19 protein-coding genes are annotated in these 18,762 nt (G+C 60.5%); 6 read left to right on the forward strand and 13 right to left on the reverse strand.

Features of this window, described 5'->3' with window-relative positions; genetic code table 11:
- Window positions 1–87: 87 nt before the first annotated feature.
- Window positions 88–786 (reverse strand): hypothetical protein, encoded by a 699-nt coding sequence (locus tag GU3_RS17270; RefSeq protein WP_014291605.1) that lies wholly within the window; start codon window positions 784–786, stop codon window positions 88–90.
- 54 nt (window positions 787–840) lie between these two features.
- Here GU3_RS17270 and GU3_RS17010 point away from each other — a divergent pair, with 54 nt between their 5' ends.
- From GU3_RS17010 to GU3_RS05870, 3 genes are all read left to right on the forward strand, one after another.
- Entirely contained in the window at window positions 841–1,089 is a 249-nt protein-coding gene (locus GU3_RS17010) for a hypothetical protein (protein WP_148265853.1), read from the forward strand.
- Window positions 1,001–1,849 (forward strand): glycine betaine ABC transporter substrate-binding protein, encoded by an 849-nt coding sequence (locus tag GU3_RS05865; protein WP_014291606.1) that lies wholly within the window; start codon window positions 1,001–1,003, stop codon window positions 1,847–1,849. Before GU3_RS17010 ends, GU3_RS05865 begins: the two co-directional genes overlap by 89 nt.
- Before the next feature lie 95 nt (window positions 1,850–1,944).
- Window positions 1,945–2,385 carry a c-type cytochrome gene (locus GU3_RS05870; RefSeq protein WP_014291607.1) on the forward strand — a complete coding sequence of 147 codons (441 nt, stop codon included), beginning with the start codon at window positions 1,945–1,947 and terminating at the stop codon, window positions 2,383–2,385.
- A gap of 60 nt (window positions 2,386–2,445) precedes the next feature.
- On the opposite strand, the gene GU3_RS05875 is transcribed toward GU3_RS05870, so the two are convergent.
- Window positions 2,446–2,937 carry a heme-binding protein gene (locus GU3_RS05875; protein WP_014291608.1) on the reverse strand — a complete coding sequence of 164 codons (492 nt, stop codon included), beginning with the start codon at window positions 2,935–2,937 and terminating at the stop codon, window positions 2,446–2,448.
- Between the two features lie 108 nt (window positions 2,938–3,045).
- Window positions 3,046–4,707, reverse strand: a complete 1,662-nt coding sequence (locus GU3_RS05880) for a VRR-NUC domain-containing protein (protein WP_014291609.1) — start codon at window positions 4,705–4,707, stop codon at window positions 3,046–3,048.
- 122 nt (window positions 4,708–4,829) lie between these two features.
- Here GU3_RS05880 and GU3_RS05885 point away from each other — a divergent pair, with 122 nt between their 5' ends.
- The 3 genes from GU3_RS05885 to GU3_RS05895 all read left to right on the forward strand — a co-directional run bounded on the left by GU3_RS05885 (window position 4,830) and on the right by GU3_RS05895 (window position 9,110).
- Window positions 4,830–5,435: a bifunctional 2-polyprenyl-6-hydroxyphenol methylase/3-demethylubiquinol 3-O-methyltransferase UbiG gene (locus GU3_RS05885; protein WP_202798271.1), complete on the forward strand. Its 606-nt coding sequence runs from the start codon at window positions 4,830–4,832 to the stop codon at window positions 5,433–5,435.
- On the forward strand, window positions 5,435–8,332 hold the full coding sequence (locus GU3_RS05890; protein ID WP_014291611.1) for a DEAD/DEAH box helicase family protein: 2,898 nt from the start codon (window positions 5,435–5,437) through the stop codon (window positions 8,330–8,332). The genes GU3_RS05885 and GU3_RS05890 overlap by 1 nt, the downstream gene beginning before the upstream one ends.
- Window positions 8,333–8,402: 70 nt before the next feature.
- Window positions 8,403–9,110 carry an inorganic diphosphatase gene (locus tag GU3_RS05895; RefSeq protein WP_014291612.1) on the forward strand — a complete coding sequence of 236 codons (708 nt, stop codon included), beginning with the start codon at window positions 8,403–8,405 and terminating at the stop codon, window positions 9,108–9,110.
- A 132-nt stretch (window positions 9,111–9,242) separates the two neighbouring features.
- Here the strand turns inward: GU3_RS05895 and fis are convergent, their stop codons facing one another.
- From fis to acs, 10 genes are all read right to left on the reverse strand, one after another.
- Window positions 9,243–9,542, reverse strand: a complete 300-nt coding sequence (fis, locus tag GU3_RS05900) for a DNA-binding transcriptional regulator Fis (RefSeq protein WP_014291613.1) — start codon at window positions 9,540–9,542, stop codon at window positions 9,243–9,245.
- 2 nt (window positions 9,543–9,544) lie between these two features.
- Window positions 9,545–10,534: a tRNA dihydrouridine synthase DusB gene (gene dusB, locus GU3_RS05905; RefSeq protein ID WP_014291614.1), complete on the reverse strand. Its 990-nt coding sequence runs from the start codon at window positions 10,532–10,534 to the stop codon at window positions 9,545–9,547.
- A 172-nt stretch (window positions 10,535–10,706) separates the two neighbouring features.
- Window positions 10,707–11,582, reverse strand: a complete 876-nt coding sequence (prmA, locus tag GU3_RS05910; RefSeq protein ID WP_014291615.1) for a 50S ribosomal protein L11 methyltransferase — start codon at window positions 11,580–11,582, stop codon at window positions 10,707–10,709.
- A gap of 35 nt (window positions 11,583–11,617) precedes the next feature.
- Complete coding sequence (panF, locus tag GU3_RS05915) at window positions 11,618–13,093, reverse strand: sodium/pantothenate symporter (RefSeq protein ID WP_014291616.1); 1,476 nt, start codon at window positions 13,091–13,093, stop codon at window positions 11,618–11,620.
- Complete coding sequence (locus GU3_RS05920) at window positions 13,083–13,325, reverse strand: YhdT family protein (RefSeq protein ID WP_014291617.1); 243 nt, start codon at window positions 13,323–13,325, stop codon at window positions 13,083–13,085. Before GU3_RS05920 ends, panF begins: the two co-directional genes overlap by 11 nt.
- Window positions 13,326–13,550: 225 nt before the next feature.
- Window positions 13,551–13,916 carry a RidA family protein gene (locus tag GU3_RS05925; protein WP_014291618.1) on the reverse strand — a complete coding sequence of 122 codons (366 nt, stop codon included), beginning with the start codon at window positions 13,914–13,916 and terminating at the stop codon, window positions 13,551–13,553.
- 121 nt (window positions 13,917–14,037) lie between these two features.
- On the reverse strand, window positions 14,038–15,378 hold the full coding sequence (accC, locus tag GU3_RS05930; protein ID WP_014291619.1) for an acetyl-CoA carboxylase biotin carboxylase subunit: 1,341 nt from the start codon (window positions 15,376–15,378) through the stop codon (window positions 14,038–14,040).
- 9 nt (window positions 15,379–15,387) lie between these two features.
- Complete coding sequence (accB, locus tag GU3_RS05935) at window positions 15,388–15,849, reverse strand: acetyl-CoA carboxylase biotin carboxyl carrier protein (protein WP_014291620.1); 462 nt, start codon at window positions 15,847–15,849, stop codon at window positions 15,388–15,390.
- Window positions 15,850–15,885: 36 nt separating this feature from the next.
- Window positions 15,886–16,335 (reverse strand): type II 3-dehydroquinate dehydratase, encoded by a 450-nt coding sequence (gene aroQ, locus GU3_RS05940; RefSeq protein ID WP_014291621.1) that lies wholly within the window; start codon window positions 16,333–16,335, stop codon window positions 15,886–15,888.
- A 324-nt stretch (window positions 16,336–16,659) separates the two neighbouring features.
- Window positions 16,660–18,609, reverse strand: a complete 1,950-nt coding sequence (gene acs, locus GU3_RS05945) for an acetate--CoA ligase (protein ID WP_014291622.1) — start codon at window positions 18,607–18,609, stop codon at window positions 16,660–16,662.
- Between the last annotated feature and the right edge of the window lie 153 nt (window positions 18,610–18,762).

Below are 18,762 nucleotides of genomic sequence, written 5' to 3' on the forward strand. Positions count from 1 at the left end.
GGGGTTTGCCGTTATTTGCAGAACAATTCCGGCTCCCAGGCCGGAATGACCACCCACAACAAGGGCCGCATGTGCGGCCCTTGTCTGTTATTCGCTCAGCATGGCCTCCATGGCCGCTTCCCGTTGTTCCGGCGACAGTGCCTGGGATTGCTGGGCCTGGTTCGACGCGGGGGCGTTGGCCTGCTGGGCTTCCAGCGCCTTCAGCTTCTCTTCTGCCTGCTGCAATTGAGCGCGGGTGGCGTCCAGCTCGCTTTGCAGCGGAGTGGGGCTGGCCGGGGCGACCACCGCGGCGGCGGGGGAAGGGATTAGTCCGCCACCCAGAGGCTGAGCAGGCTGGCGAGCGGCCTCGCTTAGCCAGTTTTGCATGACCTCGGGCCAGACCGCCGCCTTGCCGGTGTGCGATTCACTGAACACCTTGGTCTGATCATTGGCACTCAGCAGCACCGACAGCTGGTTACTGTCGGCATTCCACACCAGGCCGGCCTTGTCGGCGTCGGTTTGCTGGGCGGTGCGGGACACCAGGTAGAACAGCGGGCCTTCCTGCTGCAATTCGCCGGCGGTGCGCAGCAACGACACCGTAGTGTCGTAGTGAGGGCCAAGTAGGCTGGTCATACGGGTTTTGATCACCGGTTGTTCAAACAGGTTGGTGGTATTGGGATCCAGCCCCACCATGGGCTTGAGCATGGCCCACATCAGCTGACCCGGTCCCATGGACAGCAGGGGCGCCACACAAGCGCTGAGGGTCAGAGAGAGCAGGGCGGCCTTGAGCAGGATGGACAGACGCATTCGAATATTTAATCCAGGTTATTGATAATAATGACTTTTACCTGAATGAGTCTGATGCGTGCATCAGAGGCCCAACCTCAGGCCGGCGCAAATTATCACAGCCTGAGTAAAAAAAGATCAGCCTTGTGGAAAAATAATCGTCTGGCCGAAGAAGCCATGATCACAGCGCCATTTTTTGGCATGCTGGGCGCCTTGTTCATGAAGGAATGTTCAAATGAAACACTGGCTTTTGTTGATGCTGGCGCTGCTGCTGGGCGCCTGTTCGCCGGCCGAGCAACGGCATATTCGCCTGCTCAGCGGTGACTGGGACACGGCCCGGGCCACCACCGAGCTGGCTCGGCTGGAGCTGGAGCAGGCCGGCTTTGCGGTAACGGTGGAGCAGGTGGCGCCGGGGCAGATCTGGTCCAAACTGGCCGCCGGCGACGCGGACGCCAGCCTGTCGGCCTGGCTGCCCGACAGCAGCCGGCACCATGCGGAGCGCTTTTTTGACAAGCTGCACGATCTCGGCCCCAATGGCCCCGTGCTCAAACTGGGGCTGGCGGTACCGGCCTCGGCCGAGCTGAACACCATCAGCGAGCTGGCCGGCAGTGACTACGGTGAGCACCGTATTGTGGGCATGATGCCGGGCCATGGCAGCCAGGTGCTGACCGAGCAGGCCCTGGCCCGCTACCAGCTGGACGAGCACGAGCTGTTGTCCGGCTCGGGCGAGGCCTATCGCCATCTGGTGAATACCGCCATTGAGCAGCAACTGCCGGTGGTGATCGCCGCCTGGTTTCCCGGCAGTGTGATGCTGAATGACAAGCTCAAATGGCTGCAGGATGATAACGGGTTTTTTGCCCGCCACGAACGGGCCCATACCCTGGTACGGCGGGGGCTGGAAGACAGCGCCCCCAACGCCATGGCCGTGTTGCAGCGGATCCGCCTGGATGAGGCCCAACTGACCCGGTTACTGCAACGGGTGGCCGCCGAGGCGGATCTCACCTTGGCGGTAAACCAGTGGCGGGCCGAAGCGATTGACGAAAGCGAGCGGGCGGTCCGAACAGCCCCGCCAGAGGGGGGCTGACGCCTTATTCTCTTTGTGTATTCAGCAAACCCGACCGAGTGTTTTGCCCTACACTTGTCAGGGGAATTGTTGATGAACAAAGGGAGTCAATTGACATGAAGCGTCTTCAACCAATCATTATCCTGCTGGCCGCCCTGGGGATCAGTGGCTGCGATCCCGCCGCGCGCGGCTTCAGCCTGCCACCGGGCGATGTGGCCCAGGGAGAGCAGGTGTTCCTGAACATGCAGTGCCTGAGCTGCCACACCATGGAAGGGTACGAGCGCCCGGACAATGCCGACGAGCTGTCCGTGGCCCTGGGCGGCAAGGTGAAAAGCATCAAAACCTACGGCGAGCTGGTGACCTCGGTGATCCACCCTTCTCACAAACTGGCCAAAGGCTATGATATGTCGACGATCCAGACCGAAGGTGGTGAGTCGGTGATGCCGCTGTATAACGACATCATGACGGTCGCGGAGCTGGTGGACTTGGTCACTTTCCTGGAGTCCAAATACGAGCTGGAAGTGTATGAGGCCACGGACTACAGCCTCAGGCACTGAGTGACGTTCAGACAAGAGGGGCCCGGCCGCTGTGTACCGGGCCCTGTGATGATATTCGGCTCAGAGGGCTTTGGGCAAGACCTGCTCAATGGCCTGCAGGGCGCAACCTTCATCCACGGCGGCCCCGCCGGCACCGGCCACACCAATGGCGCCAATGACCTGATCTCCCACTTTCAACGGCACACCACCGCCCAGCAGTAACAATTCGTCCAGGGTATTGAGATTTTCGGCGTCCGGGTTGTTGCGGGCCCTTTCCGACAGTTCCCGTGAGGCCGTTTTGGTGGACAGTGAGGTAAACGCCTTGCGCTGAGCGGCCAGGGTGTTGTGCGGGCCCACGTTATCATCCCGCTGCAGCGCCACCAGGTTACCGCCCCGGTCCACCACCGCCGCCACCGCGGTACGGCCCTGGGCATGGCAGGCCGCAAGGGTGGCATCCAGCAACTGGTTGGCCAGGGTGAGGCTCACATCGGCCCGCTGGGGAATGGCCTCGGCGGCAAAACCCGGAGCAGCGCAGAAGGCCAGGGCCAGCAATGACAAGCGAACGGTTTTCATGGTGGTGATTATCTCCATCAAATAGAGTGAGAGCCAATAAGCACCACTATGCCTGTTCGCCCCCGTCAAACGGATTGCCGAACGATTACCATTCTGTAATGGGGCCAATCAGTCCTGCCAGCGGACTTCACACACACTCACCGGCAAGCCATGCTCCCCCATGGCCTCTATCCATAGCTGCTGATGATCCTGCAGCCGGTCGCCGGGGCCTTTTACCTCAATTAACCGGTAATGCCCCGTTTGCGTGTTCAGTTCAAGCAAGTCCGGCATGCCCCTGCGATGATGGCGCAGGTCCAGCAGCAGGTGGCGGAACACGGCGGCCAGGTGAGCGGGGGGGATCACCGCCAACGCCTGCTCCACCAGCTCAACGGGCAGTGACGGCCAGTGCACAAAATCGCAACGAATACCCTGTTTTTGCCGGTGGCGCTCGAGAATAAGGCGGCGGTAATCGCCACCGGCCAGCGTGGCAAAGCCGGCTTCAATCTGCTCGCACCGCGCCTCGGCAAAGCCCGGCCGGTACAGGTCGGCCGGGCCCGCCTGAAACGGGTTGAAAAAGGCGCCGCGCACCGGGGCAAACAGCGCGGGCCAGAACAGCAGCGCAAACAGGCCGTTGAACAGCCGATTTTCCACATGAAACAGCCGGGTTTGCCCATGGGCAAAATGGACCATGACTGCCGCCTCCACCCGTACCTCCGTTGGCCGAGGCAAGGTAATGCGGCTAACCGGCACTGGCGCCGTTGGCGCGGCAGGCAGTGTCAGCCCGGCCTTTCTGGCACTGCGCTGCAATATGCGGGTCAGGTTAAGGCGCGCTTCCGGTTGCGCGATTTCGGCCAGGGCCCGTTGCGCCAGGTTCACCACCACCTCGGGCGCGTCGTTTTTTTCCCGCAGGCGCAGGGCGCGAACCCGCGCGTCCCGGTGCCGGCTTTGCTGATACAGCTCAAGGGCGAGGGCGGTGTCACCCTGGCGCTCTGCCTGCCGCCCCAGTTGAAACAGCAACTTGTGCCGGCGGTATTCAATCCACTCGCAGTTCACTGCCGAAGGCAGGGCATGGTAAAGCCCGGCCACCGGCTCGGTTTCCATTTGCTCTCCCAGACGGTACAGCGCCAGGGTGCAATCCACATCGGCCCTGTGCTGAAAGGGGCGGGAAGCGGCACTCAACGGCACCGGCTCAAACTGTTGCAGGCCCAGCTCGGTGAGCACAAACTCTGACCAGTCCTGATGCAGGTTGCCGAAAAACATCAGCCGCAACCGGTCGAACAGCTCATTGCAGGCAAGCCTTATCACCGTAAAGGGCGCATTGGGCCACCAGTCGGCCAGCGGCTGCGAGTGTTGCTCCGGTTCGCTCAACAGGGCGCTTTCCAGGTCCCGCTTGCGGGCGGAAGCAGTAAAAGCCTGCTCCGGCAGCCGGTGGCGGGCCAGTTGCACACATTCCTCGCGCCGGGCCAGGGCACAGATCTCGCTTAAGGTGAGCGACGGCGCGGGCTCCACAAAGCCGGCATCACTCAGCTCGGCCAGGGCCTGCTCCAAATCCGGTATCTCGGCATACAGCAGCTTGTCGGGTCGAAACAGGCCGCCCTTGCGCATGATCAGCCGCACCAGCAAGCCCTGAGCCGGCTCGCTCAGGGCCAGCCAGCCATGCAGTTGTTCACGCTCGTCGGCAAGCCACAAATCGCGGTAGCGCGCCAGGCAGAAGCGCACCACCTGCTGCATGTTGTGCAGGTAATAGAAGGGATCGTCCAGCGAGGCGGGAGTGATGGGCGGTGTGGTCATGGGCGCATCGTAAGAGAAAACGTGAATAGGGAAGATGACAGATGCGCTGGTCCGGGTCTTTCATAGCTGGCTTCGAACGAGAACATCTGTTTCAGCGTAATTTTGATACAGTAGCCGACAATGTGTGTTTACCGGCCGACTTTATGACCCTCGATTATTACCAGCAAGAGGCAGACGCCTTTTTTGCCGCCACCGTCAGCGTGGACATGACTCCGCTTTATCAGCGCTTTCTGCCCAGGGTCGCCAGCGACGGGCATATCGTGGATGCCGGTTGCGGCTCCGGCCGCGACAGCAAGTACTTTGCTGAACTGGGCTACAGGGTCACCGCCTTTGATGCCAGCCCGGCCCTGGTCAAGCGGGCGCGAGACTACACCGGTCTGCCGGTGGCCTGCCACGACTTTATGACACTTGCTTGTCAGCCGGCCGCCGATGCCATCTGGGCCTGCGCGTCTCTGCTGCATGTGCCCGAAGTGGATCTGGACGCCGTACTGGCACATCTGGCCTCGCAGCTTCGCACCGGCGGCGTGCTGTATTGCTCCTTTAAATACGGTCGGGGCGAGGTGGAGCGTAATGGTCGCCGCTTTACCGATATGGACGAAGCCGGTCTTGAACAATTGGTATCGGCCCTGCCGCTAACCCTGACGGAAAGCTGGCAAACGGCAGATCTGCGTTCAGGGCGGGAGCAGGAGCGCTGGCTTAATGCGCTACTGACAAAGGAGGCCGACTGATGCTGGAGCTGGTAACCGGTGGCGGTGAGCAGGATCCCGTGTTCAATCAGCCGCTGCTGACACCGCTGCTTGAGGCCATTAACCGCACCGGCAAGGGCAGTGCCATCACCATGGCGGTGTCTTTTATTCGCCAGAGCGGGCTTTCGCTGCTGCAGGATGCCCTGAGTGAGGCGCTGGGCAGGGGCGTGGAGTTACGGGTGCTCACTTCCGACTACCTGGACGTAACCGAACCGGTGGCGCTGAGAGAGCTGATGCTGCTGGTTGAACGGGGCGCCGATGTACGCATTTACCAGAGCAGCGGCGAAGCCGGTTTTCATCTCAAGTCCTACCTGTTTATTCACCAGTACACAGAGCAACGCCTGCAAGGAAAAGGTTTTGTGGGCTCCAGCAATTTGTCGAAAGCGGCGTTGACTCAATCGCTGGAATGGAGCTGGCAGCTGACCGTGAACGATGATGGTCACAGTCCGGCGGCTACCAGCCTGCTGGCGCTGCAAGCGCAGATGGAGCGACTGTTTAACGACAGCAGAGTAGTTGTGCTTTCCAATGAATGGATAGACGATTACCTCAAGCGTTATCGCCAAAGCCCGCTGACCCACCTTCGGTTGGTAACCGGCGATACCCGCAGCGACGACGAAACCTTGCGGGAAACCCCCATGCCCAACAGCGTGCAGGCATCTGCCCTGGCGGCACTGCAGGTCAGCCGGACAGAGGGCTATCGCCGTGGTCTGGTGGTAATGGCCACTGGTCTTGGCAAAACCTGGCTGGCGGCCTTTGATGTGCGCCAGATGCAGGCCGCGCGCATTTTGTTTGTGGCCCACCGGGAAGAAATCATTCGCCAGGCCCAGTCCACCTTTATTCACATGAACCCGAAAGCGCACATCGGGCTTTATACCGGCAAGCAGAAAGATCAGGCCGACTGGCTGTTTGCCTCAGTGCAGACCCTGGGGCGGGATGCCCACCTCAGACACTTTGCCCGAGATCACTTCGATTACATCGTGGTGGACGAATTTCACCATGCCACGGCGTCGTCCTACCGTCGGCTGCTGGATCACTTTCAGCCTCGGTTTTTGCTGGGGCTGACCGCTACGCCGGATCGTACCGATCAGGCGGATATTCTGGCCCTGTGCGACGACAACCTGGTGTTTGAATGCCACCTGCGGGAAGCCATTGAGCTGCGTCATCTGGTGCCGCTGGTGTATCACGGCATTTATGACGAGCACATCAACTACGAGGAAATTCCCTGGCGTAATGGCCGCTTCGATCCTGACGCACTGGAACATGCTTTTGCCAGTCACAAGCGGGCCAGACATGCTCTTGAACAGTGGCGGCGGCTGGGGCGCAGCCGCACTCTGGCGTTTTGTGTGTCGGTGCGTCATGCGGAATTTATGGCACAGCTTTTCAAGGATGAAGGCATTAAAGCCGCCGCCGTGTATGCCGAATCTTCGCTGCCCCGTAATCAGGCGTTAAACGATCTGGCCGCTGGCCGGCTGAGCGTGATCTTTTCAGTGGATCTGTTTAATGAAGGCACGGATCTGCCCGCCATCGATACCCTGTTGATGCTGCGGCCCACGGAATCACGCATTGTGTTTTTACAGCAGTTGGGCCGTGGCCTGCGGTTACACCCGGGCAAGCAGGATCTCATGGTGATCGATCTGGTGGGCAACCACAGATCCTGTCTGTTCAAGCCCTGGCAGCTGCAACAGGCACTGGGCGGATCCGGCACGCCGGGAAAAACTGATATCACATTGCCGCCCGGCTGCTTTATCAATTTGGATCCACAGTTGCTCAAACTTGCAGATCAGTTGCGCTATGGCAGCCGGGTAAAAGTGGCGGACGATTATTGCCGGCTCCGAGATCAACTGGGGGCAAGGCCCACGGCGGTGCAGGCCTTTCAGGCTGGCATCGACTTTACCAAACTGCGTAAGCAGCACGGCAGCTGGTTTGGGCTGGTGCACGATCAGGGCGATCTGACGGAGGACGCCGAGCAAGTGCTGGAAAAGCTGAATGACTTTCTGCTGACTGGCATTGAAACTACCAAGTTGACCAAGTGTTTCAAGCTGATCCTGTTGCAGGCCTTGCTGGAGCTGGACGGCCTGCGCCAGCCGCCCTTGCTGACTGAGCTTGCCGAGCAATCCAGGCTGGTGCTGGAACGCCACCCAGACTTGTTTATGGTGGATCTGGCCGAGCCACAGCAGGCCATGGCGGCGGACTCCGCTCAATGGCTCAGTTACTGGAGCAAGAACCCGATAAAACACAGCACCGGCGGTAACAATGACTCCCAGGCAGATTACTGGTTTGAGATCCAAGAAGATCGGTTCTGCCCGCGTTTTATCCTGCCCGTGAATGAGCGGGATACCCTGCACGACATGATGCAGGAACTGGTGGATCTCAGGCTGGCGGAATATCGCCGGCGCAAGATCCAGTTCCAGAGCTTTCAGAAAACGGCGATCCCACCCCAGGCTATTCCTGATGCCGACGTGGTGGAGCTGCCCTTCTATCCGGATCTTAAAATCGCCTGTGGCCATTTCAGAACCGGTAGCAGTGATCAGGCCGACATGATGGCTGTGCCTGGGGAGAACATCAGTGTTGACTCTCAACGCTACTTTCTGGCCAGAGCCAGCGGCCATTCCATGAACGGCGGCAAAAATCCGGTCAACGACGGTGATCTGCTGTTGCTGGAATGGATCACGCCAGACACTGCCGGTAGCATCAGCAACCAGACGCTGGCCATAGAGCGGCAGGACGAAACCGGTGACGATCAATACCTGCTGCGAGTTGTGAGCAAAACTGCCGATGGCAGCTATCTGCTGCATGCCACCAACCCGGACTATGAAGATATTCCTGTGACCGATGAAATGAAGCCGTTTGCCCGCTTGAGAAGCGTGCTGAAGGGATGAGTGCTCTGTCATACCGCCGTCACCTTGCCTGTTCATAGTTATTCACTTCTTTTTCAAGGAGTTGAATCACATGAAAAAAATCCTGACGTTGTCTGCCGCTGCCGGCCTGGTGATGTTGTCGAATGCGGCTCATGCCAATACCCTGGGTGGGCTGGCTTTTGCGAACACCATTCCGCATACCGCCGCCATGACCGCAAAAGACGACTTTACCATTGTGGGCAAGGACGATCTGATGGCGCTGAAGGCACGCAACGAGGATGGCACCGTCAAGGCGATTGTTGAGATCCCGGCCGGCACCTCGGCCAAGTGGGAAGTGAGCAAGGATGATCCCAAGGCGGTGTATTGGGAGTACAAACAGGGCAAACCGCGGGTGGTGAATTATCTGGGTTATCCGGGTAACTATGGTGCCATTCCCGGCACGGCCCTGCCCAAGGAGCTGGGTGGCGACGGTGATCCGCTGGATGTGATTGTACTGGGGCAGGCGGTACCACGGGGGGAAGTGGTGGATGTGCGTATGATTGGCGTGCTGAAAATGCTGGATGACGGTGAGCAGGACGACAAGCTGATTGCCGTGCTGGCCAACGACTCGCCCTTTGCTCATATCGAGAGCATGGCGCAACTGGATGAAGAGTATCCGGGAGCCAGCCAGATCATCGATCTGTGGTTTGCCAATTACAAAGGCCCGGACGGTGGCATGGAAGGCCTGGGCTTTGAAGACGCTGCTTCGGCGCGGAAGGTGCTGAACGCCGCTGCTGCCCATTTTGAGGCGTCTCGTTAAGACCTGCTGCGCAGACTCCGCCGGCTGAAGCGGCGGCTACAGCCGTGTGCTTCACGGTGTGCCACAAAACAGAAAAAGGCGCTGACTCTTTCGAGTTAACGCCTTGAAAGTCAATAGATTGACTGAAATCTATCAGTTCATTCCATACTTCTTGAGCTTTTTGCGCAGGGTGCCGCGGTTAATGCCCATCATGTTGGCAGCGCGGGTCTGGTTGCCGCGGGTGTACTGCATGATCACGTCCAGCATGGGCGCTTCGACTTCGGAGAGAACCAGCTCATACAGCTCAGTCACTTCCTGGCCGTTGAGCTGAGACAGGTAGTTGCGCAGGGCCTGCTCTACGGAGTTGCGCAGCGGGCGCTGGGTCGGCTGCTCGGAAGTCGGAGATTTGGTGGTGGTTACCAGTGCATCAGAAGTCGTAGTTTGTTCGAACATATTCAGTCGGCTCTTCTATTGTTCGTTAAGCTATTATTCGCGAAAAACTGCTCCAAGGCGTCGAGCTGTTGCCCGGCATCCTCGATAGCATTGAAATTACGGCGAAAGTCACGGCCCGCCGCCGTCTCCTGCAAGTACCATCCCACATGTTTTCGAGCAATCCTTACCCCCATTACCTCGCCGTAAAACGCATGCAGCGCGGTCAGGTGTTCTCGAATCATTGCCTGCTCCTCTTCCCTCGGGAGCGGTGCGGGCGTGGTGCCATGCTCAAGATAGTGGCGGATTTCTCTGAAAATCCACGGTCGTCCCTGGGCAGCCCGGCCAATCATAATGGCATCGGCGCCGGTGTAATCCAGCACAAACCGGGCCTTTTGCGGGCTGGTGATGTCTCCGTTGGCAACAACGGGCATCGAGACGGCCTGTTTAATTGCCCTGATGGTGTCGTATTCCGCATTACCCTTGTACATGCAGGCGCGGGTGCGGCCATGCACGGCCAGGGCTCGAATACCGCAGTCTTCGGCAATGCGGGCAATGTGCACGCCGTTGCGGTGGTCCGGATCCCAGCCGGTACGAATCTTCAGGGTAACCGGCACCGACACTGCATTGACCACGGCGCTGACAATGTCCTGCACCAGCTCCGGGTATTGCAGCAGGGCGGAGCCTGCCATCTTCTTGTTTACTTTCTTTGCCGGACAACCCATGTTGATGTCGATGATCTGCGCGCCCTGATCCACATTGTATCGGGCGGCATCGGCCATCAGCACCGGATCGGCGCCGGCAATTTGCACGGAGCGAATGCCGGTTTCTCCTTCATGGTCCATACGCCGGCGCGACTTTTCGGAATCCCGCAACAGGGGATTGACCGACATCATTTCCGACACGGCCATGCCGGCCCCCATGCGCAGGCACAGGGTACGGAAGGGTCTGTCGGTTACGCCCGCCATGGGGGCCACCAGCAGGGGGGCGTCCAGTTTGTAAGGACCAATTTCCATGAGATTACGGCTGCTTCGGCTCAGGGTCGCGTATCTTACGCATTTTTGACGGTGCTGAAAAGCTCACAAATTGACCGGCGCATAATTTTTTATAAGTCAAGGTTCCGGTGCATTTTTTACGCAATGGTGAGGCGGTTTCAGGGTTAAAAAAGGCTCCGTAAGGAGCCTTTGATCAGCGCTTGCTGCCGTTCAGGCGGGCCCATTCTTCCCGAAACACGGGCTCGGCCATGTCGAACCACTGGTCATAGACCTGGTTCAGGCCCTCGGCCTGGGTTTCCAGGATGCCGGACAGGGCGAGCTGGCCGCCGGGGCGCACCAGACCGCTGATGATGGGGGAGAGCTCTTTCAGCGGGCCGGCCAGAATATTGGCCACCACCACATCGGCGGTGAGGCCTGCGGGCTGATCCTGGGGCAGGTACACGCTCAGGCGATCGGCCACGCCATTGCGCTCGGCGTTGTCGCGGCTGGCCTGCAGGGCCTGGGGATCGATGTCGATGCCGATTACTTCCTTGGCGCCCAGCTTCAGTGCCGCCAGCGCCAGAATGCCGGAGCCGCAGCCAAAGTCGATCACGGTTTTACCGGTCAAGTCCTGTCCGTCCAGCCACTCCAGACACAGCGCCGTGGTGGGGTGGGTGCCGGTGCCAAAGGCCAGGCCCGGATCCAGCATCACGTTCACCGCGTCGGGATCGGGCACATCGCGCCAGCTCGGGCAAATCCACAGCCGGTTACCAAAGCGCATGGGATGAAAGCTGTCCATCCACTCGCGCACCCAGTCCTTGTCTTCCAGTTGTTCCACCTTGTACACCAGATCCTTGCGGTAGAACTTTTTCAGAAAGTCGATAATGGGCGCCGGATCGGTTTCGGCGTCGAACAGGCCGACCACCACGGTGTCGTCCCACAGCAGGGTTTCACCGGGCAGGGGCTCGAACACCGGTTTGTCTTCGGCGTCCATGTAGGTCACCGCCTGAGCGCCACGGCCGGAGAGCATGTTGCTGACCTTGTTGGCGGTTTTTTCGGTGGCGTTGATGCGAATTTGTATCCAGGGCATGGCGGTCTTCGTCGTGGGCTAAAGGGCTTATTCTATCACCGCGCGGCCGGTGTGTCCGCCTGGCGGCCAAACAGGGCGCGCACCTCGGCCGAGGGCGGCGGCGTGAGCAAGGATCCCGCCACATAGGCCAGGCCCGAGATCGCCAGGCTCGGCACAATGGCGTGCAGCCCCAGGGGTTTGATGCCCAGGTTCAGCAGCAGGCTGTAGCTCACCGCGCCGGTGAGCATGGAGGCCAGCGCCCCCGTGCTGTTGCCGCGCCACCAGTACAGGCCCAGCACCAGTGGCCAGAAAAAGATCGCCTGCAGGGCGCCAAAGGCCATCAGGTTGAGCCAGATGATCATCTCCGGCGGGCTCAGGGCCGCCCACAGTACTATCAGCCCCAGCACCAGGGTCACCAGCTTGCTGGCGCGCTTGATGGTGGCGGGGGCCGGCTGGGTTTTGCACAGGTGGTTAAGGTAGAGGTCTTTGACCAGGGTGGCGGCGGCCTGAATCAGCTGGGAGTCGATGGTCGACATAATGGCGGCCATGGGCCCGGCCAGGAACAGTCCGGCCACCAGCGGCGGCAACACGGTGAGCATAAGCGTGGGCATCACCTTGTCGGGCACGGTGAGCTCCGGCACCAGCACGCGGCCCAGGGCCCCGGCGAAGTGCATGCCAAACATCAGCAGGGCGCCCACCAGGGTGCCGATAATAATGCCTTTGTGCATGGCGGCGCTGTCCTTGTAGGCCAGGCAGCGCACCGCCGAGTGGGGCAGGCCAATCACCCCGAAGCACACCAGCACCCAGAACGACAGCATAAAGCTCATGCCCAGCATGCCGTCGGGGCCCTGGGGCTGCACCAGGCCGGGATCAATGGCCTCCAGCTCGGCAAACATGGTCGCGGCACCGCCACCGGCCTGCAGCACGCCGGCCAGCAGCACGACCGTGCCCAGCAGCATCAGTATGCCCTGCACCGCATCGGTCACCACCACGGCGCGAAAGCCGCCCACCAGGGTGTAGAACAGCACGGCGCCGGCAAACAGCATCAGCCCGCTCTGGTACGACAGTCCGGTCACGGTTTCCAGCAGCCGGGCGCCGCCAATAAACTGCACCACCATGGTGGCCACAAAGGCGGCGAGCAGGCCCAGGCCCGCCAGCAGTACCACCAGCGGGCTTCGGTAGCGGGCCAGCAGCATGTCGTTGATGGTGAGTGCATTCACCCGCCGCGCAATGTGGGCGAACTGTTTGCCCAGCACCCCCAGGGTCAGCCAGACCGTGGGCACCTGGATCATTGCCAGCAGCACCCAACCCAGCCCCATACGGTAGGCCGCGCCCGGCCCGCCGATAAAGGACGAGGCCGAGGCGTAGGTGGCTACCATGGTCATGGCCAGCACAAAGCCGCCCATGGAGCGGCTGCCGAGAAAGTAGTCCTGCACAAAGCCGTTGGTGCTTTGGCGGCGGCCGAGCCACAGCCCCAGTCCAATCATCACCGCCAGATACACCAGCAGGGGAAGGATAAGCTCAGGATTCATGACCAGGTTCCAGGTTTACCGCCTTGAAACACCAGCGCACCATCAGCGCGCACAGCACCACAAACAGCAGCGGGTTGAACAGGCAGCTCAGCAAAAACCACAGCGGCCAGCCGGCCAGGGTGAGTGCCGGCGGCACCAGCCAGGCACAGGCCGCCCAGGCCGCCAAATACAGCAGGGCCAGCAGCACGCTGAGCAAGGCCTCGCGCCGGGCAATGAATACAATGGGGTTCATGATGAGGGCTCCTTCGAATCGGGCGCAGCATACCAGTGAGCGGGTAGGGGAACAAATTAGAGGGAGGGTGGCTGTTTCCTGGAGCGCAGGCTGCCAGCCTGCATTAGCGCCCGCAGGGCGCTCGAAGAGGTTGCCGCTGCACGGCAATATGCGGGCAGGCTGCTCGCGCTCCAAAAAAGGCACGATTGCCGGCAGAAAAATACCGGGCCGAAGCCCGGTATGGCATTACTTCAAATATTCCTCGCCGGCGGCGGCCACAAAGGCCATTTCCACCAGGTAGCCGGGGTTGGCCAGCTCGGCCTTGACGCAGGCGCGGCTGGGTGCGGTGCCCTCGGGGAACCAGTCGTCCCACACCTGGTTAAAGGCGGGCAGAAGGGCAAAGTCGGTGAGGTAAATGGTGACCGACAGCAGCCGGCCCTTGTCGCTGCCGACCTTGGCCAGGGCCTGCTCGGCCTGCACCATGACCTGCCGGGTCTGCGCTTCAATGCCGAGGGACAGGTCGCACTCGGGCACTTCCACAAAATGGGCGATGCCGTTGAACACGGTAATGTCGGACCAGCGTTTGCACGGGTTGATGCGGTGAATCTTCATGATGGGATTGTCTCAGTGGGCTGAGGGCATAGTGTAACGGCTGGCTTGGCCGGGAAAAACCGCCGGGCTCGCAAAACAAAAACGGCGCCCTTGGGCGCCGTTTTATCATTCCGCACAAGCCTTACAGGCCCAGCTTCTTCTCAAGGTAATGGATGTTGGTTCCGCCATTGCGGAAGTTCTCATCGCTCATGATTTCCTTGTGCAGCGGAATATTGGTCTTGATGCCGTCGATCACCAGCTCGTTGAGGGCGTGCTTCATGCGGGCGATGGCGATGTCGCGGTTTTCGCCGTAGCAGATCAGCTTGCCGATCATGGAGTCGTAGTAGGGCGGTACCCGGTAGCCGGCATAAATGTGGGAGTCCCAGCGCACACCCAGGCCACCCGGCGAGTGGAAACGGGTGATCTCGCCCGGGCTCGGCACGAAGGTACGGGGGTCTTCGGCGTTGATCCGGCATTCAATGGCATGACCGCGCACCACCACCTGATCCTGGGTGATGGACAGCGGCAGGCCGGCGGCCACGCGCAGCTGCTCCTTGATCAGGTCCACACCGGTGATCATTTCGGTCACCGGGTGCTCCACCTGAATACGGGTGTTCATTTCAATGAAATAGAACTCGCCGTTTTCGTAAAGGAACTCAAAGGTACCGGCGCCGCGGTAGCCGATGTCGACACAGGCCTTGCAGCAGCGCTCGCCGATGAACTTGCGCATTTCGGCGGTAATGCCCGGCGCCGGTGCTTCTTCTACCACCTTCTGGTGGCGGCGCTGCATGGAGCAGTCGCGCTCGGCCAGATGAATGGCGTTGCCCTGGCCGTCGGCCAGTACCTGAATTTCGATATGGCGCGGATTTTCCAGGAATTTCTCCATGTACACCATGTCGTTGCCAAAGGCGGCACCGGCCTCGGCCTTGGTCATGGCAATGGAGTTTTCCAGCTCGCTCTCGGAGCGCACCACGCGCATGCCGCGACCACCGCCGCCACCGGCGGCCTTGATGATCACCGGGTAGCCAATGCGCTTGGCAATGGCGGCGTTGCGCTTGGCGTCGCCGCCAATGGGGCCGTCCGAGCCCGGTACGCAGGGCACGCCGGCCTTCTTCATGGCGTCAATAGCGGACACCTTGTCGCCCATCAGGCGAATGGTGTCGCCACGGGGGCCGATGAAGATAAAGCCGGACTTTTCCACCTGATCGGCGAAATCGGCGTTTTCCGCCAGAAAGCCGTAACCGGGGTGAATGGCCACGGCGTCGGTCACTTCGGCGGCGGCGATGATGGACGGCACGTTCAGGTAAGACTGGGTGGCCTGGTTGCCACCGATGCAGATGGACTCGTCGGCCAGCAGCACGTGCTTGAGATCGCGGTCGGCGGTGGAGTGAACCGCCACCGTCTTGATCCCGAGCTCCTTACAGGCGCGCAGAATGCGAAGGGCGATTTCACCGCGGTTGGCGATGACTACTTTATCCAGCATGGGAATTCCTTATTCGATGATGAACAGGGGCTCGTCGAATTCAACGGGCTGGGCGTTGTCGACCAGAATGGCCTTCACCACGCCGGCCTTGTCGGCCTCGATCTGGTTCATCATCTTCATGGCTTCAACAATACACAGGGTGTCGCCCACGTTCACGGTCTGGCCCACTTCCACGAAGTTTTTGGCACCGGGGCTGGAGGCGCGGTAGAAGGTACCGACCATGGGGGAACGCATCACGTGGCCGCTCAGCTCGGGGGTGGCGGCTTCAGCGGCCGGGGCCGCAGGGGCGGCGGCAGGGGCAGCGGCGGGAGCCGGGGCGGCCTGCACCTGATACTGGGGCATCATCTGGGCCGGCGCCGGGGCGCCATAGCGGCTGATGCGTACCGATTCTTCACCCTCGGCAATTTCCAGCTCGGCGATACCGGATTCTTCAACCAGTTCGATCAGTTTCTTGATTTTACGAATATCCATGAGCGTTCTCTTTAGTTTTGTTGATGCTGATATGAATCAGCGACGGGCCAGATAGCGGGCCGCCGCCTCAAGGGCAAATTCGTAACCATCGGCACCCAGGCCACAGATCACCCCCACCGCCTTGTCTGCCAGGTAGGAATGATGGCGGAAGGGCTCGCGGGCGTGCACATTCGACAGATGCACTTCAATGAAGGGAATGTTCACGCCCAGCAGGGCATCACGAATGGCCACACTGGTGTGGGTGAAGGCGGCGGGATTGATGATGATAAAATCCTGCCGGCCATCGGCCTGGTGGATGGCGTCGAGCAGAACGTGCTCCGCGTTGGACTGGACATGGCTGAGGTCGATATCACGCCCGGCGGCCTGCTCGGTCAGGCGGGCAACGATGTCGTTCAGGCTGTTGTTGCCATAAATGCCCGGTTCGCGTCGGCCCAGCAGGTTAAGGTTTGGCCCGTTGAGCAGCAGAATTCGGTATTTATCGGCCATTGTGCAGCAATCCTCGTCAATCTTGCGGTATTCACGTCGAGTTACAGGGAGCCTAGCGTTTTTTGCCGGTCGCTGGCAAATAAAAATACGCGTTTCGACCCGGTGCGCCCAATTATAGTGATTTCATGAAAATTGGCAGCAATTTACTGGTCTAATGACTAATAATTTTTTATCCGTGCGAAGGGATACGGCAGGCTACAGGCAGGATGAACGGCAGAACGTTCCGCAAACTGTGATTGTTGCTGCGACAAAAAGCGACAGCAACTGAACGGCAGGCATAAAAAAACGCCGCTGGAAGCGGCGTTTTTCAGTGGCGGGGCTGGGTCAGGCGACCTGGCTGCGCTCTTCGATCAGGCGATCCACCACACTCGGATCCGCCAGGGTGGAGGTATCCCCCAGGGAGTCGGTCTCGCCGGTGGCAATCTTGCGCAGAATGCGACGCATGATCTTGCCGGAGCGGGTCTTGGGCAGGCCTTCGGCCCAGTGGATCACGTCGGGCGTGGCGATGGGGCCGATTTCCTTGCGCACCCAGTCCTTCACTTCCTTGTGCAGCTCGGCGGACGGCACTTCGCCGGCGTTGAGCGTCACATAGGCGTAGATGCCCTGGCCCTTGATGTCGTGGGGAACCCCCACCACGGCAGCCTCGGCGATCTTCGGATGGGCCACCAGCGCCGACTCGATCTCGGCGGTGCCCATGCGGTGGCCGGACACGTTCAGTACGTCGTCCACCCTGCCGGTGATCCAGTAGTAGCCGTCTTCGTCGCGGCGGGCGCCGTCACCACTGAAGTAGGTGCCGGGGAAGGTGGAGAAGTAGGTCTGCTCAAAGCGGTCGTGGTCACCGAACACGGTGCGCATCTGACCGGGCCAGGAGTCCAGGATCACCAGGTTGCCGTCGGTGGCCCCTTGCAGCTGGTTGCCTTCACCGTCTACCAGCGCCGGCTGCACGCCAAAGAAGGGGCGGGTAGCGGAGCCGGGCTTGAGATCGGTGGCGCCGGGCAGCGGGGTGATCAAAATGCCGCCGGTTTCGGTCTGCCACCAGGTGTCCACGATGGGACAGCGTTCGTCGCCGATCACCCGGTAGTACCATTCCCAGGCTTCCGGGTTAATGGGCTCACCCACCGAGCCCAGAATGCGCAGGCTGGCGCGGCTGGTGTCTTCCACCGCTTCGTCACCCTTGGCCATAAAGGCACGGATGGCGGTCGGCGCGGTGTACAGAATGTTGACCTGGTGCTTGTCGACCACCTGGGCCATGCGGTTGGTCTTGGGATAGTTGGGCACGCCTTCAAACAGCAGGGTGGTGGCACCGTTGGCCAGGGGGCCGTAGATCAGGTAGCTGTGACCGGTGATCCAGCCCACGTCGGCGGTACACCAGTACACATCGCCCGGGTGGTAGTCAAAGACATACTTGAAGGTCATGGCGGCATACACCAGGTAGCCACCGGTGGTGTGCAGCACGCCCTTGGGGGTGCCGGTGGAGCCGGAGGTGTACAGAATGAACAACGGATCTTCGGCGTTCATTTCCGCCGGGGGGCAGTCGGTACTGACCTTGGCCACGGCTTCGTGCCACCAGATATCACGATGATCATGCCAGGCGATGTTGCCACCGGTGCGCTGATACACGATCACGCTCTTGATGGTGGTGACCTCGGGGTTGGTCAGGGCTTCATCCACGTTGGCCTTGAGCGCCACCCGGCGACCGCCACGCAGGCCCTCGTCGGCGGTGATCACCACCTTGGCCTTGGAATCGATAATACGGCTGGCCAGCGCATCGGGAGAGAAGCCGCCAAACACCACGGAATGCACGGCGCCAATGCGGGTACAGGCCAGCATGGCCACGGCCGCTTCCACCACCATGGGCATGTAGATGCTGACCACGTCGCCCTTCTGCACGCCCTTGGCCTTCAGCACGTTGGCAAAGCGGCACACCTGCTCGTGCAGCTCGCGGTAGGTGACCTTCTTGTCGTCCTCGGGGCTGTCGCCTTCCCAGATAATGGCGACCTCATCGGCCTTGGTGGCCAGATGACGGTCGATACAGTTGGCAGACAGGTTCAGGGTGCCGTCTTCAAACCACTTGATGCTGATGTGGCCGGGATCGTAGGAGGTGTTCTTGACCTTGGTGTAGGGTTTGATCCAGTCAACGATTTTGCCCTGCTCACCCCAGAAGGCATCGGGGTTGTCAATGGATTGCTGATACATGGCCTGATAGCCGGCCTCGTCCAGCAACGCGGTCTTTGCAATTTCGGGCTTGACCGGATGAACCTTTACTTCACTCATTATTCCGCTCCTTGGTTGTAACCATTGGTTAACAAGGTGACCCAGATGGTCGTTACGCTCAATTAGACTTTCGGCTAGCCAAAGCCCGCCGGGCTGGGTGCATCATGCTTTCCCTGCCCAGTATACGGTCTTGCGAGGCGCTTGCCAGCCTCC

It is taken from the genome of Oceanimonas sp. GK1 (genome assembly GCF_000243075.1).
Classification (GTDB): domain Bacteria; phylum Pseudomonadota; class Gammaproteobacteria; order Enterobacterales; family Aeromonadaceae; genus Oceanimonas.

Coding starts and splice junctions, on each gene's coding strand:
- GU3_RS17270 (WP_014291605.1), bottom strand. CDS start 786: ATGCGTCTGTCCATCCTGCTCAAGGCCGCCCTGCTCTCTCTGACCCTC.
- GU3_RS17010 (WP_148265853.1), top strand. CDS start 841: ATGCGTGCATCAGAGGCCCAACCTCAGGCCGGCGCAAATTATCACAGC.
- GU3_RS05865 (WP_014291606.1), top strand. CDS start 1,001: ATGAAACACTGGCTTTTGTTGATGCTGGCGCTGCTGCTGGGCGCCTGT.
- GU3_RS05870 (WP_014291607.1), top strand. CDS start 1,945: ATGAAGCGTCTTCAACCAATCATTATCCTGCTGGCCGCCCTGGGGATC.
- GU3_RS05875 (WP_014291608.1), bottom strand. CDS start 2,937: ATGAAAACCGTTCGCTTGTCATTGCTGGCCCTGGCCTTCTGCGCTGCT.
- GU3_RS05880 (WP_014291609.1), bottom strand. CDS start 4,707: ATGACCACACCGCCCATCACTCCCGCCTCGCTGGACGATCCCTTCTAT.
- GU3_RS05890 (WP_014291611.1), top strand. CDS start 5,435: ATGCTGGAGCTGGTAACCGGTGGCGGTGAGCAGGATCCCGTGTTCAAT.
- GU3_RS05895 (WP_014291612.1), top strand. CDS start 8,403: ATGAAAAAAATCCTGACGTTGTCTGCCGCTGCCGGCCTGGTGATGTTG.
- fis (WP_014291613.1), bottom strand. CDS start 9,542: ATGTTCGAACAAACTACGACTTCTGATGCACTGGTAACCACCACCAAA.
- dusB (WP_014291614.1), bottom strand. CDS start 10,534: ATGGAAATTGGTCCTTACAAACTGGACGCCCCCCTGCTGGTGGCCCCC.
- prmA (WP_014291615.1), bottom strand. CDS start 11,582: ATGCCCTGGATACAAATTCGCATCAACGCCACCGAAAAAACCGCCAAC.
- panF (WP_014291616.1), bottom strand. CDS start 13,093: ATGAATCCTGAGCTTATCCTTCCCCTGCTGGTGTATCTGGCGGTGATG.
- GU3_RS05920 (WP_014291617.1), bottom strand. CDS start 13,325: ATGAACCCCATTGTATTCATTGCCCGGCGCGAGGCCTTGCTCAGCGTG.
- GU3_RS05925 (WP_014291618.1), bottom strand. CDS start 13,916: ATGAAGATTCACCGCATCAACCCGTGCAAACGCTGGTCCGACATTACC.
- accC (WP_014291619.1), bottom strand. CDS start 15,378: ATGCTGGATAAAGTAGTCATCGCCAACCGCGGTGAAATCGCCCTTCGC.
- accB (WP_014291620.1), bottom strand. CDS start 15,849: ATGGATATTCGTAAAATCAAGAAACTGATCGAACTGGTTGAAGAATCC.
- aroQ (WP_014291621.1), bottom strand. CDS start 16,335: ATGGCCGATAAATACCGAATTCTGCTGCTCAACGGGCCAAACCTTAAC.
- acs (WP_014291622.1), bottom strand. CDS start 18,609: ATGAGTGAAGTAAAGGTTCATCCGGTCAAGCCCGAAATTGCAAAGACC.